General features: G+C 49.7%; 11 protein-coding genes. 2 read left to right on the top strand and 9 right to left on the bottom strand.

Translation table 11 applies throughout. The features are described from left to right. Positions 1 to 205 precede the first annotated feature (205 nt). From putP to L2713_RS19520, 9 genes are all read right to left on the bottom strand, one after another. Positions 206 to 1,657, bottom strand: a complete 1,452-nt coding sequence (putP, locus tag L2713_RS19560) for a sodium/proline symporter PutP (RefSeq protein ID WP_248969021.1) — start codon at positions 1,655 to 1,657, stop codon at positions 206 to 208. Positions 1,658 to 1,815: 158 nt separating this feature from the next. Continuing rightward, positions 1,816 to 2,520, bottom strand: a complete 705-nt coding sequence (locus L2713_RS19555; protein WP_248969020.1) for a DUF3379 domain-containing protein — start codon at positions 2,518 to 2,520, stop codon at positions 1,816 to 1,818. Further along, positions 2,513 to 3,076: a sigma-70 family RNA polymerase sigma factor gene (locus L2713_RS19550; RefSeq protein WP_088212196.1), complete on the bottom strand. Its 564-nt coding sequence runs from the start codon at positions 3,074 to 3,076 to the stop codon at positions 2,513 to 2,515. The genes L2713_RS19555 and L2713_RS19550 overlap by 8 nt, the downstream gene beginning before the upstream one ends. Before the next feature lie 93 nt (positions 3,077 to 3,169). Then, positions 3,170 to 4,831: a BatD family protein gene (locus L2713_RS19545; RefSeq protein ID WP_248969019.1), complete on the bottom strand. Its 1,662-nt coding sequence runs from the start codon at positions 4,829 to 4,831 to the stop codon at positions 3,170 to 3,172. Then, complete coding sequence (locus L2713_RS19540) at positions 4,825 to 6,888, bottom strand: vWA domain-containing protein (RefSeq protein WP_248969018.1); 2,064 nt, start codon at positions 6,886 to 6,888, stop codon at positions 4,825 to 4,827. The genes L2713_RS19545 and L2713_RS19540 overlap by 7 nt, the downstream gene beginning before the upstream one ends. Continuing rightward, the gene (locus tag L2713_RS19535; protein ID WP_248969017.1) at positions 6,888 to 7,904 is read right to left on the bottom strand and encodes a vWA domain-containing protein; all 1,017 of its coding nucleotides are present in this window, start codon (positions 7,902 to 7,904) and stop codon (positions 6,888 to 6,890) included. The genes L2713_RS19540 and L2713_RS19535 overlap by 1 nt, the downstream gene beginning before the upstream one ends. After that, complete coding sequence (locus tag L2713_RS19530) at positions 7,898 to 8,491, bottom strand: DUF4381 domain-containing protein (protein ID WP_248969016.1); 594 nt, start codon at positions 8,489 to 8,491, stop codon at positions 7,898 to 7,900. Before L2713_RS19530 ends, L2713_RS19535 begins: the two co-directional genes overlap by 7 nt. Positions 8,492 to 8,554: 63 nt before the next feature. Beyond that, positions 8,555 to 9,523, bottom strand: a complete 969-nt coding sequence (locus L2713_RS19525; RefSeq protein WP_248969015.1) for a DUF58 domain-containing protein — start codon at positions 9,521 to 9,523, stop codon at positions 8,555 to 8,557. Positions 9,524 to 9,596: 73 nt separating this feature from the next. Then, complete coding sequence (locus tag L2713_RS19520; RefSeq protein ID WP_248969014.1) at positions 9,597 to 10,553, bottom strand: AAA family ATPase; 957 nt, start codon at positions 10,551 to 10,553, stop codon at positions 9,597 to 9,599. 273 nt (positions 10,554 to 10,826) lie between these two features. On the opposite strand from L2713_RS19520, the gene fadI reads away from it, so the two are divergent. Together fadI and fadJ are read left to right on the top strand one after the other, a co-directional pair. Continuing rightward, positions 10,827 to 12,137 carry an acetyl-CoA C-acyltransferase FadI gene (gene fadI, locus L2713_RS19515; protein WP_011622190.1) on the top strand — a complete coding sequence of 437 codons (1,311 nt, stop codon included), beginning with the start codon at positions 10,827 to 10,829 and terminating at the stop codon, positions 12,135 to 12,137. A 5-nt stretch (positions 12,138 to 12,142) separates the two neighbouring features. After that, positions 12,143 to 14,272 carry a fatty acid oxidation complex subunit alpha FadJ gene (fadJ, locus tag L2713_RS19510; protein WP_248969013.1) on the top strand — a complete coding sequence of 710 codons (2,130 nt, stop codon included), beginning with the start codon at positions 12,143 to 12,145 and terminating at the stop codon, positions 14,270 to 14,272. Positions 14,273 to 15,195 lie beyond the last annotated feature (923 nt).

The raw sequence follows: 15,195 nt of genomic DNA, 5'->3' as shown, positions 1-15,195 counted from the left end.
TTAATTAACAGTTAATTAAAACGGGGTCGTACTTTAGCATGAACGAATGGTCTGGCCAGATGCTTGGTATCTTTGGTTTTTATTGGGGAGGGAAGTTTTAATTGAGGTTAATGTTTTGTAACGAGAAGAAAGTTAATAAATTTAAACAATTTGTAAAAAGCGTACACATGTACGCTTTTTACAATTAGGGACAGAAAATTAGCTGTTATAACGCGGATTTAAATTGCTCAAATTCTGCGGTAATGGCTTCGGCAGGGCGTGATATTTTACTGACGATGACACCAGCAATAATCGCAAACACAAATCCGGGTAAAATTTCGTACAGGTCGAAAATGCCACCTGTGAGCTGCTTCCAAATCACCACGGTTAATGCGCCGACAATAATGGTCGCAATCGCCCCGTTACGGCTGTACTGCTTCCAGAAGAGTGATAGCAGTACGACAGGACCAAAGGCGGCACCAAAACCTGCCCAAGCATAACTGACTAGGCTTAATACACTGCTTTCAGGATTTAGGGCAATGATCCCCGCGATCACGGCAATGGCCAGCACGCCCATACGACCTACCATCATCAGCTCGCGATCGTCTGCTTGAGGGCGTAACCACTTGCGGTAAAAGTCCTCGGTGATCACGCTCGAACACACCAACAACTGCGAATCAATGGTACTCATAATGGCCGACAGAATTGCGGCGATCAGTAATCCGCCAATCCAAGGGTTAAAGGCGGCTTGGGCTAAATGAATAAACACGGTTTCGGCATTGGCCAAGGGTTGGTTGGCAAAATACAGTGAACCCGCTAAGCCTGTGGCTAACGCGCCGATGAGAGATAACATCATCCAGCTCATGGCGATACGGCGTGACAGCGGCAGTGCATCGGCGCTGCCAATGGCCATAAAGCGCGACAAAATATGGGGCTGACCGAAATAACCCAGTCCCCATGCGAGCAGTGATAACAAGCCAATCACTGTGGTTTTGTCACTGATCAGTGCCAACATGGCTGGGTCGATAGACTCAATTCCCGCATGGCTCTCTGGGTGAGAGAACACCGCAAAGGGGATGATCAGCAGGGCTATCAGCATTAAACAGCCTTGGAAGAAGTCGGTCCAACTCACGGCAAAAAAACCGCCAATAAAGGTGTAACCCACAATGATGGCTGAGCCAATCACTAAGGCAACGTTATAATCGAGGCCGAAGACTTTTTCGAACAGAATGGCGCCGCCCACCATGCCAGAAGATGCATAGAAGGTGAAAAACACCAGAATCGTGACCGCAGAGACGAGTTTGAGGTAACCCTGTTTATCGTGAAAACGTTTCTCGAAGAAGTCGGGCAGGGTGAGGGCGTTGTCTGCTAATTGGGTGTAAATGCGTAGGCGTTTAGCCACAAACAACCAGTTAAGCCAAGCGCCGACAACCAAGCCAATACCGATCCAGGCTTCGCCTAAGCCGCCTAAGTAAACGGCGCCAGGTAAGCCTAAGAGCAACCAGCCTGACATATCGGAGGCGCCCACGCTGAGCGCGGTCACGGCGGGGCCCATTTTACGGCCGCCTAAAATATAATCATCAACAGTATCGGTGGCACGGTAAGCCCAAAATCCTATGCCCATCATCAATACTAAATAGCCAACAAATGTGATTAAAATCGGGGTTTCAATCGTCATATTGTCTTTATCCCATCTTGTTATTATTCAAAGTGGCAAGCATGCTACCAGATGTTTGAGCAAGAACCCATTAGTAGATAAAGATGTGATCGAAATCCGACCTCCGAGCATGAGAAAAGATCGAAGGTCGTTAAAAGAAAGGATTTACTATTAATAGCTTAGATAAAGGTGTTCTTGATTTCGTCTTTTACAAAGCTAAGGTCTGTCTGATCTTCACCCACAAGCAAAATGTATGCATCACCGGCCTCAAAGCCCATGCCTTGATATTTACCATCGGCAAAGGTGTTATCCAGCACCATGCGTTTTTCGATGGGCACAATAAACAGCGTCACTTTACCTTTTTCAGCTTGCAGCACTAAGTGCAGACTCTTAACCCCTTGAAAATCACAGTAAGAGGTGTAATAGACCTTGCCAGGTTGCCCAGTAAATTTGGCATGCTCTAAGTGTTTTAGAGAGGCGAGCTGCGCGTTCACTTGGCTAAAGTTAACATTTTGGTCCACCTGCAAGGCTACGCCTTCATGGTAAACATGGGCTAAGGCATGCTCGGCTAAATCCACTGGGCCTAAGCGCAATAAACTGAAACTGATCCCCACAATAAAGGCAATCGACGCGGCCATGGCGACTAAAAAGCCCGTTTGACGGCGCTGTTTATGGTGCTGCTGCAATTGTTGGCGCAGAATAAGTTTGTCGGCCAAGTCCTCTGGCACATCCACTTTTAACGCATGAGTGATTTTGGCATCGAGGCCCTTAAGCTCTGCGACGAACGCCTGATATTCGGCATTCTCCTGCATTTGCGCAACAAACTCGGGATCTTGATTATGAGGATCTTCATAAGCTTGACGCCTAAATTTAAGCTCATCCATTGGATTGACCTCTCACATCGGTTTTCTCAAGTAGTTCTTTCAATTGGTTCCTCGCCCGAAATAAGCGCGTCATGACAGTGTTGCGGTTTAAGTCCAAGAGCTGGGCGATTTCATCACCGCTAAAGCCACCGATTAACTGCAGCAATAGGGGCTCCCGATATTCAATATCCAGCTTAGCGATTTGTCGCCTTAACCAGTACTGCTCGGTTTGCTCTTCGGTGCTGGAGGCAATGTGATCTTCTAAGCTGTCTTGCTCTACATCGGCGTAATCAAATTGTTTACGCTCGAATCGACGGGCATTTTCGCGCCTCAGAATCGTGATCAGCCAAGCCTTCGCCGCTTTATCATCCTGTAGGGAATCTAAAGAGCGCCATGCCCGCAAGAAGGTTTCTTGGGTGATGTCCTCTGCCACCTGCTTATCGCCGCATAACCAAAAGGCATAGCGGAAGATATCGGCGTGCAGCGCCTTGACTAGGCTGTTGTATCGTCGTTGTTTGCTCAGCATGTCAGAAGAGACCGCAGGCTCGACGGATTTCTTTCGCCAGTTAGCAAACATTTTTTCGATATTTTCTTTTTATTTTACGATTCAAAAAATTACACCTTACTCATTCGATTAAGCCGTGCGTCGTTTTGATTTATCCATCTGTGTTTAGCCATTGGGATTCAACGGGCGTAATGGCGTGGATTGCTGCGCCATGGGGTGTAACTTGCCGCTTTTCACCGCGCTTAACAATGCTTTTGCTGCGCTTGCCAGTTGGGCGTCGCTATTGGCTTTACCGCCGTAGGCTAAGGCTTGCAACTGACGAATCGCCTCAGCTAACTCGCTCGACTGCGCGGCAATTTTATCGAGTGTCATAGGGCGAGCGGCCTGCTCACTATAGTATTGCTGCAATTGCTGCAAAATATCACTGACATTACCTTTAGCGCAGGCTTGCTCTAAGCCCTTAAGGCCAGTGCTAAGAACGAGCGGTTGCGTGACTACTGGTGTATTGACTGTTGTTTGGCGCTTCAGCGCACGTCGCCAAGCGACAAAAGTGACGGCCCAAGCGACTAATGTCACCAGCCACAGCAGGGCGAACAGATTCGCGCTCCAATGACTTTCACTGTTCGTGCTGGTATTTGCCTGCCAGTTGGGTTCGATGGGCGTATCGACCACGGCGCCACCTTTTACTTGAATGGTGCGGGCGGGCAGGGTTGCCATTTCTTGGCGTTTAAGATGCGGATTCCACCAAGGTACTTTCACTTCGGGTAAGGTAAAAGTGCCCGCCTTACTGGGGACGATAGCCGAGGTAATACTGTATTGGGACACTATCTGCGCGTCGCGCACAAAGCTCTGGCGCTGGGGTTTTTCGGGATAGGATTTGAGCTCAGGCGGCAGGTTTTGCGCGATATCTGGCAAGCTATTCTCATCGGCATTGGAGGCCAATAAGGTGAGCGTGCGGGTGATGGGACTACCGACGGTAAACTCTTTTACATCCTCAGGAAAACTTTCTTTTAAGGCCACTAAATCGGCCACGAGCCATTGGCCTTGGAAGCTCGTTGGTGCAGGTTCGACTTGGATGCTTAAGGAAGGCGCGCCAGCCTGCATTGGGCGGCTCTCGTTAAAGCCAAACATGCCGCCACGGCGTTGGGATTCCACTAATACATCGCCAGAAAAGGTCGCGCCTTTGATATTCACTTGGCCGGGTAAGTCAGGAATGATGCCATAGGTGCGCTCAATCACGCGGTAACGACGGCCTTCGATAATCTCTGAGCCGTCTTTGTCTTCGCCAATTTGCTTAATCTGCGCGCCTTCGATTACCGGGGCATTGAGCACACCGCGTTGCAGTTCGACCGCAAGATAAAGCTTTACTTTATAGGTAATAAGCTGGCCGACGTAGGCCTCATCGGTCGAGACTTTGGCATCGATAAACAGATTCTTGGCCTGTTCAGGTTGTGCGCCCGCTTCGACCACCCTGAGGGGAATTTCAGCGGAGCTGACGCCATCAATGCTAAAGGATGGAATGGTCAGTTGGCCCTTTTGCTTTGGGGCAAGCAGCACTTGCCAGCGGGTCTCTTTGACCGCATCGAAGTTCATTATCTGGGTGCTGCGACTCACGCTGGTGCGACCCACGATAAAATCCTTGAGCAGGATGGAGGTATCGAGTTTACCCGTGTCGACCTCATCGTCGGCACTGACATTGAGCACAAAGTACTCTCCCTCCATTACCGGATTGCGATCGACCGACGCCTCGAGTTTGCTCAGGGCAAAGGCGGGTTGAATGACCGCGATGCAAAGCGTGAGGAGGATAAAAAATTGTCTGATCACCACTGTTCGTTATCCCTTGATATTTGGCCATTTTGACGGCGTTTTTGATATTCGAGTTGCATCTTATTACGCAGCAACACCTGTGGATCTTCACTCACGCCCCGCAGTGCTCGCTGCATCTCCGCGGGCAAAGGCTCGCTGTTACTCGGCGGCGCTTCAACAGACTCAATTGCGGTATCTGGTTTTTTATCCGCCTGCGCCTGTTTCTCTTTATCCGCTTTTTGCGCTACGGCCTGTTGCTGTTTTTGCTCGGCGTTGGACTTATCATCCTCGACCTTTGCCTGCATTTTTGCCTCGTTGCTGGCTGGATCTTCTTTATCTTCAGCATTGTCATCGGCGCCGTTTTGCTGATTAGCTTGTTGCTCGGCCTGCTGTTGTTCTTGCTGCGAATCTTGCTGGTCTTGCTTAGCTTTATCATCACTCGCTTGCTGTTTATCTTGTGCGCCTTGCTCAGGTTCATTCTGCTGTGATGAGGCGTTTTGCTCCTGCGACGGTTTTTCGTTCGCTTGATCGGGATTATTTTGCTGTTGGGACTGCTGCTCTTGAGACTGCTGTTGAGCTTGGTCGTTTTGCGAGGATTGTTGTTCTCCCGGCTGCTGGTTTTGTCCCTGCTGCTGATCGTTCTGGTTCTGTCCCTGTTGGTTTTGATCGCCTTGAGACTGCTTATCTTGATTGTCAGCATTTTGCTGCGACTGCTGCTGGTTCAGCAATCTCTCAGCTAACTCAAGGTTGGCTTTGGCCTGTGGGAACTCGGGCTGCTTGTCGAGTGCGGCCTGATAACGTTCCTTGGCTTTGTCGGGTTTACCGAGTTGCATCAGCGCGTTGCCTTGGTTGTAAAGGCCATTGGCTGAGTTATCTTGCTCAAAGCTTTTTAGTGCCTGTTCGTACTCGCCGGCCTTGTACTGCGCCGCGCCTTGCCATTGGGGCGTTTCGAATTTTTGTGCGGCATTAGCGTAATCCTCGGCTTGATAGGCCTGCATCGCCTGTTGCTCTTGGGTGTGCCAGAGCGAGTCCCATGCGCTGGCATGGGCGTTTTGCGGCGCAGCGCTGAGCAATAGACCGCCCAATCCCATCAGCAGCCAGTTGGCGAGCATACCTTGCCTAAAGCTCAGCAGGGCAGGGATGATTAAGAGTAAGGCGAGGTAAGGGCCGAGATCCTGCCAGGTTTCTCCATCGAGATCCGTGGCTTTGGCATCGCCACTGTCACTCAACCAGTGTTGCAACTGTGCTAAATCCTGACCATCGGCACGATTGGGGATCATGATGCCATTATGGTTATCGGCTAATTTTTGCAGTAAACCAAAGTCGGTTTTGGCGACAACGACTTCATTGCTGCTGTCGCGCTGTAATTGGCCATCGGGTAAGCGGATGGGGGCGCCTTGGGGGCTACCAAATCCCATGATCGCGAGTCGATATTGGCTACCAGCTAAGGCCGAGTTGGCCTCATCGAATTGCCTCGGGGTGATGCCATCTGTCATCACAATAATATCGCCCCGTAGATGCCCGCCCTGTGCCAGTAGATTTTTAGCTTGGGTTAGGGCGGCCGCTAGGTTTGAGCCCAACACGGGCATAATGTCAGGGCTTAAAGTGGGTAATAAATTAAGCAGCGTGCCCGTGTCTCGGGTGAGCGGGCTTATGGTAAAGGCATCGCCGGCGAAGGCAATCAGGCCTGTTTCGCCTTCTTTTAAGCCGCGGAGCAAATCCGTCGCTCGAAACTTAGTTTGGGTTAAACGGTTGGGCGCCAGATCGGTGGCAAACATGGAGACAGACATATCCATCACCAACACTCGACCTTGCTCGGCCGCAAAAACCGGCAAAGTTTGCTTATTGAGCGCCGGCCCCGCTAAGGCCAAGGTGGCAATTACCCAAGTGAAAGCCAAGATATGCAATGGTCGACGGGATTTTTGCGTGCCCTCTGTGACCAATATTTTGGCCAAGTGCGGTGCAATATAGCGATTCCAAGCACTGTTACTCTGGTGTTGACGCCATAGCGCCCACAGGATGATAGCCAGTGGCAACAGGGCGAGTAACCATTCTGGACGAATAAAATGCAGGCTCATTAACGAACATCCCCCCGTGGTGTTGCGGATGGAACAGGGTTTTTAGTCCGCGAAAACAGCGATAACTGACCTAAGGCTATCCAAATACTGGTGAGTAGCGCGAGGGCGAGCGGCCAATAGAATAGTTCCGCTTGAGGGCGATAGCTGAGTTGATCGCGACTCACGGGCTCCAGTTTATCAATTTCTTGATAAATCTGTTCCAGCTCTAGACTGTTACGGGCGCGGAAATAGCGGCCATGGGTAACATCGGCAATATGCTTGAGTTGGTTTTCATCGAGATCCATCGACGGATTGACGCGCTCACGACCAAACAGGGTGCGTCTTTCCATAACATCGGCACCCACGCCCACGGTATAAATCGTCACTTTGCGATTAGCGGCGATTTGTGCCGCTTGCTCAGGCTCGATATTACCGGCGTTATTTGAACCGTCAGTCAATAAAATCAAGACTCTGTTACTCTCATCCATTTTGTCGAAGCGCTTGACCGCGAGCGCAATCGACTCGCCAATCGCCGTTTGCTTACCGACAAGGCCAATCTGCGCCTCCTTTAAATACTGGGCGACAGAGCGTCTATCTTGGGTGAGTGGTGCCTGTAGATAAGCGTGATCGGCAAATAAAATCAAACCGATACGATCGCCTTTGCGACGCTCAATAAACTCACTGACCACGTGTTGGATCAGGGTAAAACGGTCGACGACTTTGCCGTTAATCACCATATCTTCAATCTGCATACTGCCGGATAAGTCCACCGCCAGCATCAGATCCCGCCCTTGGCTTGGTAGTTCAATCGGATCGCCAAGCCATTGTGGGCGGGCGATAGCAAGCACTAACAAGCTCCACATCAACCAATAGCGCTTGCGGCTTTGGCGGCTGTGGCTAGTGATATTGGCCTTGCCCGTTTGGCTAATGCCGGGCAATTGCAGGCGGCCACCTTCGGCTTGCACCGTTTGGCGACGCCAAAAAATAAAAGGTAAAGGCAGTAAAATCAATGCCAAAGGCCATGCGACTGTTAACATTGCTCCTCCGCAGGCTTAGCTGGAGCCGGTGTTACTGTTGCCGACGAAGTCGGGTTTTGGCTTGCAGCAGTGTGCATTATCGGTGCGCTTAATTTGGCTTTTGAGGCAAACCAACTGCGGGCGAGGGCCTGTAACTCCTGGGCCTCCTCGGCGCTGAGTGGTTTAGCCTGGTGGCGTTTATCCAATAATGGCCCAATACGGCCGCGCTGCTTTGTGGGCAAATGGCTATCTAACCAGTTTGCCCACGCGGGGCCGTCGAGTTTCGCTATCACTTCCCTTGGAAAATAACTTAAGGCGGTGCGCTTTAACAGCTGATTCACGTCAGAGGGATACTGGCTCGAATGAGGATCAAGTGCTGCAAATAACCCTTGGGCGGCTTTTTTAGGCGCTAAGTAGGCGGCACGTTTTTTGAGCCAAAGAATTGCGGCAATTAACAAAACTAACAGGATAGCGAGTGCTAACCAATAACCTATGGCCCATGGCCAAGCCCCAATCGGGTCGGGGAGAATAATATCTTGTAAATCCGCCAAAGCGGGATTTGGCGTGGCAGCCTTATCCAAGGCTGGATTTAGAGTTTGTGGGTTCACGCTTTGGACTCACTTATGCTTTATGTTGCACTGTCTACTATTACTCACTTATTTGCCGTGCTGTTATTGCAGTAAGGCTAGCTGCTGCGCGAGGGGTAAACCAGCGTCGATAAATTGGGTACGCACCTTCAGCTTTTGCATCATGGCGATAAAGTCATTCTGCTGCTGTTGTTGCTGCCCAAGCCATGCTTGATAACTGTCGCGAGTCAGCACTAAATCTTGGTCCCCTTCGCGAACTGGCAAACTAAACTGCTTGGGTAAGTTGAGGTTGCCCTGCCTGAGAGGGTCTGTCACCAGATAAGCGCCAATATCACAATGGCGTTTAAGTTCTGTCAGCGGCGCGATACATTGCGGCGTAAAATGGCTGCCATCTGTGATGATCCAAATCAATGAGCCCGGTTTCGCGATCCGCTGCAAGCGCTGGCAGGCGCGCAGGATATGGTCTGGATCCCGTGGATGACTGCTGAGCTGATTGAGTTGTTGCTCGTGCACTCGGCGCAGGCCTGAAATGAGCTGTAAAATCCCTTGGCGGCGACTGCGGGGTTTTAACTCTAGATGCTCCGACTCACAGGCGATTAAGGCGCCGAGTCTGTCACCATGATTGATGGCATTCCAACCTAGCGTGGTCGCTAAATGTCCCGCTTGTACCGATTGCAGCAGCAAACTCGAGCCAAAATACAGGCTCTGGCTTAAATCGAGTAGCAGCAGAATAGGGCGCTCGCGCTCCTCAATAAATAGCTTAGTGTGGGTTTGTCCTGTGCGGGCGGTCACGCGCCAATCAATAGTGCGTACATCGTCCCCCTGTTGATAATGGCGCACTTCGGCAAATTCCATCCCGCGGCCTTTGATTAAACTGCTGCGATGCCCCGCCATATTGGCACGTGCTCGGCTGTGACGCTCAGGAATAGCCCGCGCAATCGTCTGGCAGGCGAGCAGTTCTTTCTCGGTTAAATGCAGCCCGTCGGCAAATAATGGCAAGCCATGTGGATTGCCATCACCGTGTAGGGATGCGTTTAGCGCACTGTTATTCATTCAAAGCTACTCATACAAAGCGATTCAGTTACCTAGGATTTATCAGCCCGCGTATCCAGTCCATGCCCTGAGATTAAGGGACGGCGACCTGAGTCAAAATATGGTTGATCACTTGGTCGCTGCTGACACCCTCGGCCTGCGCTTGATAACTCAGCAGCAGTCTGTGTCTTAACACATTGGGGGCAACGGCTTGAATATCCTCGGGAGAGACAAAATCGCGCTCGTGTAACCAAGCTCTGGCACGGGCGCAGCGCTCCAGCGAAATCGTCGCACGCGGACTCACACCGTACTCTAACCATTTTGCCAGCTCGTCGCTGTAACGGGCGGGTTGGCGGGTCGCCATAATGATTTCGACTATGTATTTCTCAAGCGGCTCGGCGAGATAGATTTCCATCGCTTCATCTCGGGCGGCAAAAATATCGGCCTGGGCAATGGGTTCCGCAGTCGGCAGCTCATGGGTGAGTGCTTCTTGGCGGGATTGGCGCAGGATCTCGATTTCAGTGTCACCGCTTGGATAATCTAAATTCAGGTGCATTAAAAAGCGGTCGAGCTGGGCTTCGGGCAGCGGATAAGTGCCTTCGTTTTCTAATGGGTTTTGAGTTGCCATCACGAGGAAGAGTGGCGGCAACTTATAACTGTTTTTACCTACGGTCACTTGACCTTCGGCCATGGCCTCTAATAACGCCGACTGCACCTTAGCTGGGGCGCGGTTGATTTCATCGGCGAGGATCAGGTTGTGGAAAATCGGGCCCGCTTCAAATTCAAAGGTACCAGTTTGTGAGCGATAGATATCTGTACCCGTAAGGTCGGCTGGCAGTAGGTCTGGGGTAAATTGGATCCGGTGGAAATCCCCTTCCACACCATCGCAGAGGGCTTTAACCGCACGGGTTTTAGCAAGACCTGGTGGACCTTCTACTAATAAATGGCCATTGGCAATGAGGGCAATGAGCAGGTTTTCGGTCAAAACTGGCTGCCCTAAAACAACCTTATTTAGGTAAGTGCGTAATGCGTGGAAGCGACTCAAAGGCATGATGCTACTCGTTTTTTAGGTTGAAAATATCGATTGAAAATACGTGTGTGGGCTATAGACAACGAATATGGTAAAGAATTCCCTAAGGGTTTGGCTAGTGTTAAAAAAACAAACAAGTGTTTAAAACTTGCTGACAAGAAGTTAGAATCAGATCACACTTTAATGGTCAGACCTGTTATTAGGCTTTTTTGGTGCCAAACAGCAGGGCAAACATGGAAATCGATAGCGCCGCCTGAAATCTCTCAGCGATAGCGCACATAAAGAGGGTGACAAATGAGTGATAGACAACAGGTAACTAACGCAAAGGGTGAGCGTATCGCCATTGTGGCGGGCTTAAGAACGCCATTTGCGAAACAGGCGACCGCATTCCACGGTGTGTCGGCGCTCGATATGGGCAAAATGGTGGTTAACGAGCTGCTGGCCCGTAGCGAACTAGACCCTAAGTTGATTGAGCAACTGGTCTATGGTCAGGTGGTACAAATGCCTGCGGCACCGAACATTGCCCGTGAAATCGTGTTAGGAACCGGCATGGATGTGTCAACCGATGCCTACAGCGTGACCCGTGCTTGTGCGACCAGTTTCCAATCTGCGGTGAATGTGGCCGAGTCAATCATGACCGGCAATATCGAGATTGGTATTGCCGGCGGCGCCGACTCCTCATCGGTATTGCCTATTGGGGTATCTAAAAAACTTGCCCATGCCTTAGTTGATCTAAACAAAGCTCGCAGCTTTGGCCAAAAGTTACAAATTTTCCGCCGTTTAGGCATTAAAGATTTACTGCCTGTGCCGCCTGCCGTTGCCGAGTATTCTACGGGATTGTCCATGGGACAAACCGCAGAGCAAATGGCCAAGACCTATAATATCAGCCGCGCCGACCAAGATGCATTGGCGCACCGTTCCCACACGCTGGCGAGTGAAACTTGGGCTTCAGGTCACCTACGTGACGAAGTGATGGTGGCCCATGTTCCCCCTTACAAACAGTTTATCGAGCGCGATAATAACATTCGTGAAAACTCCGATTTAAGCTCTTACGCTAAACTGCGTCCCGCTTTCGATAAAAAGCATGGCAGCGTGACAGCCGCTAACAGTACGCCGCTAACCGATGGTGCCTCGGCGATCATTTTGATGAGTGAAGGCCGTGCTAAGGCCTTGGGTTATCAACCTATTGGTTACATTAAGAGCTACGCATTTACCGCGATTGATGTCTGGCAAGACATGCTGATGGGGCCATCCTATGCAACGCCATTGGCATTAAAGCGCGCCGGCATGGAATTAGAAGATTTAACTCTTATCGAAATGCATGAAGCTTTTGCGGCACAAACCTTAGCCAACATGCAGATGTTTGCCTCAAAGAAATTTGCCGAAGAAAAATTAGGGCGTAATCGTGCTATTGGTGAAATCGATATGAGCAAATTTAACGTGCTTGGTGGTTCTTTAGCTTACGGTCATCCATTTGCGGCCACAGGAACACGTTTAATCACTCAGGTTTGCCGTGAGCTTAAGCGTCGTGGCGGCGGAACGGGTCTGGCAACGGCCTGTGCTGCGGGTGGTTTAGGGGCTGCAATGATTGTGGAAGTGGAGTAATGGCGATGGAAAAGACATTTAATTTAACCCGCCGTGAAGACGGTATCGCCATTCTAACGATGGACGTACCCGGCGAAACCATGAATACCCTCAAGGCAGAATTTGGCCCTGAGATCAGTGAGATTCTGTCTGAGATTAAACGCGATAGCAGTATCCGTGGCCTAGTGCTGATTTCGGGTAAAAAAGACTCCTTCGTCGCTGGGGCGGATATCTCTATGCTCGATGCTTGCCAAACGGCGGGCGATGCGAAAGCCTTATCCCAGCAAGGGCATGTGGTGTTTAACGAGTTAGAAGCCTTGAATATCCCTGTGGTTGCCGCGATACATGGCGCCTGTTTAGGGGGCGGTTTAGAGCTCGCGCTCGCCTGTCATCAACGTGTGTGTAGTGATGATGGCAAGACCATGCTTGGCGTACCCGAAGTGCAACTCGGTTTATTACCCGGTGGCGGCGGTACTCAGCGTTTACCTCGTTTAGTGGGGATCACTACTGCACTGGATATGATGTTGACGGGTAAACAAATTCGTCCGAAACAAGCGTTAAAGATGGGCTTAGTCAACGACGTAGTACCACAGACGATTCTACTGCAAACCGCGGTGGAGATGGCGCTCGCGGGTAAGCGCACGGCGAAACCAGTTAAAAAATCGCTGGTCAATCAATTACTCGAAGGCACAGGATTCGGTCGTAACATTATTTTTGATCAAGCCGCCAAGCAAGTCGCTAAGAAAACCCAAGGCAACTATCCTGCGCCGGCAAAAATTATTGATTGCGTGCGCCAAGGTATGGCTAAGGGAATGCAAAAAGGGCTTGAGGTGGAAGCCAGCCATTTTGCTGAGCTGGTGGTGTCGAAAGAATCAGAGGCGCTGCGCAGTATTTTTTTTGCCACCACAGAGATGAAGAAAGAAACTGGCGCCAAAGGGGCGACACCACGTAAAGTCAAAAAAGCCGTGATCTTAGGTGGCGGTTTGATGGGCGGTGGTATTGCTTCGGTCACGACGACTAAGGCTAAAATTCCAGCAAGGGTAAAAGACATTAACGAAAAGGGCTTAAGCAATGCGCTTTCTTACGCCTATAAGTTATTGGATAAAGGCGTTAAACGTCGTCATATGACGCCAGCCGTTCGCGACAATTTAATGGCACTGATGACTACGACGACCGAATATAAAGGCGTTAAGGACGCTGATATTGTTGTAGAAGCCGTATTTGAGGATTTAGCGCTTAAACATCAGATGGTTAAAGATATTGAGCGTGAATGTGGTGAGCACACGATTTTTGCATCTAACACCTCATCTTTACCCATAGGTCAAATTGCACAAGCGGCTAGCCGTCCTGAAAATGTGATTGGCTTACATTATTTCTCACCCGTAGAAAAAATGCCGCTGGTGGAGGTCATTGCCCATGCGAAAACGTCTCCAGAGACGATTGCCACCACAGTGGCCTTTGCTCGCAAACAGGGTAAAACGCCAATCGTGGTACAAGACGGCGCCGGTTTTTATGTTAACCGTATTCTTGCGCTTTACATGAACGAAGCTGCGCAATTACTGCTGGAAGGGCAGAGTATTGAGCACTTAGACAAAGCCTTAGTGAAATTCGGCTTCCCCGTTGGCCCTATCACTCTGCTCGATGAAGTAGGGATCGATGTGGGTGCTAAAATCGCTCCAATCCTTGAAAAAGAACTGGGTGAGCGCTTTAAAGCGCCTGCTGCCTTCGATAAGTTACTGAGCGATGATAGAAAAGGCCGTAAAAATGGCAAAGGTTTCTATCAATATGCTGCTGGCAATAAAGCGTCGAGCAAGAAGAAAGCCGTAGATGAAAGTGTATATGGCGTATTAGGTATCAAACCGGGTATCGATAAAGAAATGAGCGCGGTAGCGGAACGTTGTGTCGTGCAAATGCTCAATGAAGCGGTACGTTGTTTAGATGATAGCATTATTGCTTCACCGCGCGATGGTGATATTGGCGCTATCTTCGGTATTGGTTTCCCACCATTCTTGGGTGGCCCATTCCACTATATCGATACTCTAGGGGCCGATAATTTAGTGAGCATACTGGAACGTTATCAGGCTCAATACGGCGACCGATTTGAGCCATGTCCACGTCTTAAGGCGATGGCGGCAGAAAAGACTCGTTTCTTCTAGGTACATAAATAGGTATCGGTTAAAAAAGCGGCAATTCGATGCCGCTTTTTTATTGCCTCCAGGCTAATTTTTGCCTAAAAAATGTTCACATTTGTCAGGGGGATCTTGTATTATGGCGTGCCTATTTACGGCAGTTGTGCCGTGACGCCGTGTATGTAGATGTTGATTAGTGCAGATAAGTAGTCTTGCTTAGAGTCTATAGACATAGTGAAATGCTGTTTTTTGACTTGCACTATCATGACTTAGCCGATAAAGAGGTTGCTGTGGGATTCATGTTTTATATCGTTGTCGCCTTGTCTGTGAGTTGTTCCTGGTGTTTTGGTGTTGCGGCTTTTAGAGCAGGACTATCGGTAAGCTACTGGGCTGTAATGGGATTTATACTGGGTCCCTTAGCGTTTCCACTCTTTTCTTCCCATAAACGTATTGCGTTAAGCAGAATACGCCAGACTTCTGACGTTAGACTAACCGCTTAATGTATATGGTTTTTCTTAAATGTGGCAAATGAAAAAGGAGCATTAAGCTCCTTTTCTATTGGCCTAGGCCGAGCGCTAGCAAAATGGCGCTAGGCTATGTAAACAGCATATTTTCGCTTAAGGTGGAATTAATTCCACCAACCCTTTGCAGGGATTACTTCAAGGTGGTTTAAGCCTTCTGGTAATTTCACTTTTTTACGAACAGGCTTTGCGAAACCAAGTGCTTTTTTGAGTGAGTTAATCATATTTTATTACCTCAATTTAAAGATTAATTACGCGATTTCTGTATTGGAATTAGCAAATTTCACATATGGATGGCCAGCGACTTCTAATGGCTTGAATTTCACATATGGATGGCCAGCGACTTCTAATGGCTTGAATTTCACATATGGATGGCCAGCGACTTCTAATGGCTTGAATTTCACATATGGATGGCCAGCGACTTCTAAT

Source organism: Shewanella seohaensis, from assembly GCF_023283775.1.
Lineage (GTDB): Bacteria > Pseudomonadota > Gammaproteobacteria > Enterobacterales > Shewanellaceae > Shewanella > Shewanella seohaensis.
Note: the sequence above shows the minus strand (reverse complement) of the source record. Positions and strands in the feature narration are given on the sequence as shown.

What these genes read in the sequence shown, in the direction of transcription:
- putP (WP_248969021.1), bottom strand. Translation starts at nt 1,657, where the DNA reads ATGACGATTGAAACCCCGATTTTAATCACATTTGTTGGCTATTTAGTA.
- L2713_RS19555 (WP_248969020.1), bottom strand. Translation starts at nt 2,520, where the DNA reads ATGGATGAGCTTAAATTTAGGCGTCAAGCTTATGAAGATCCTCATAAT.
- L2713_RS19550 (WP_088212196.1), bottom strand. Translation starts at nt 3,076, where the DNA reads ATGTTTGCTAACTGGCGAAAGAAATCCGTCGAGCCTGCGGTCTCTTCT.
- L2713_RS19540 (WP_248969018.1), bottom strand. Translation starts at nt 6,888, where the DNA reads ATGAGCCTGCATTTTATTCGTCCAGAATGGTTACTCGCCCTGTTGCCA.
- L2713_RS19535 (WP_248969017.1), bottom strand. Translation starts at nt 7,904, where the DNA reads ATGTTAACAGTCGCATGGCCTTTGGCATTGATTTTACTGCCTTTACCT.
- L2713_RS19525 (WP_248969015.1), bottom strand. Translation starts at nt 9,523, where the DNA reads ATGAATAACAGTGCGCTAAACGCATCCCTACACGGTGATGGCAATCCA.
- L2713_RS19520 (WP_248969014.1), bottom strand. Translation starts at nt 10,553, where the DNA reads ATGCCTTTGAGTCGCTTCCACGCATTACGCACTTACCTAAATAAGGTT.
- fadI (WP_011622190.1), top strand. Translation starts at nt 10,827, where the DNA reads ATGAGTGATAGACAACAGGTAACTAACGCAAAGGGTGAGCGTATCGCC.
- fadJ (WP_248969013.1), top strand. Translation starts at nt 12,143, where the DNA reads ATGGAAAAGACATTTAATTTAACCCGCCGTGAAGACGGTATCGCCATT.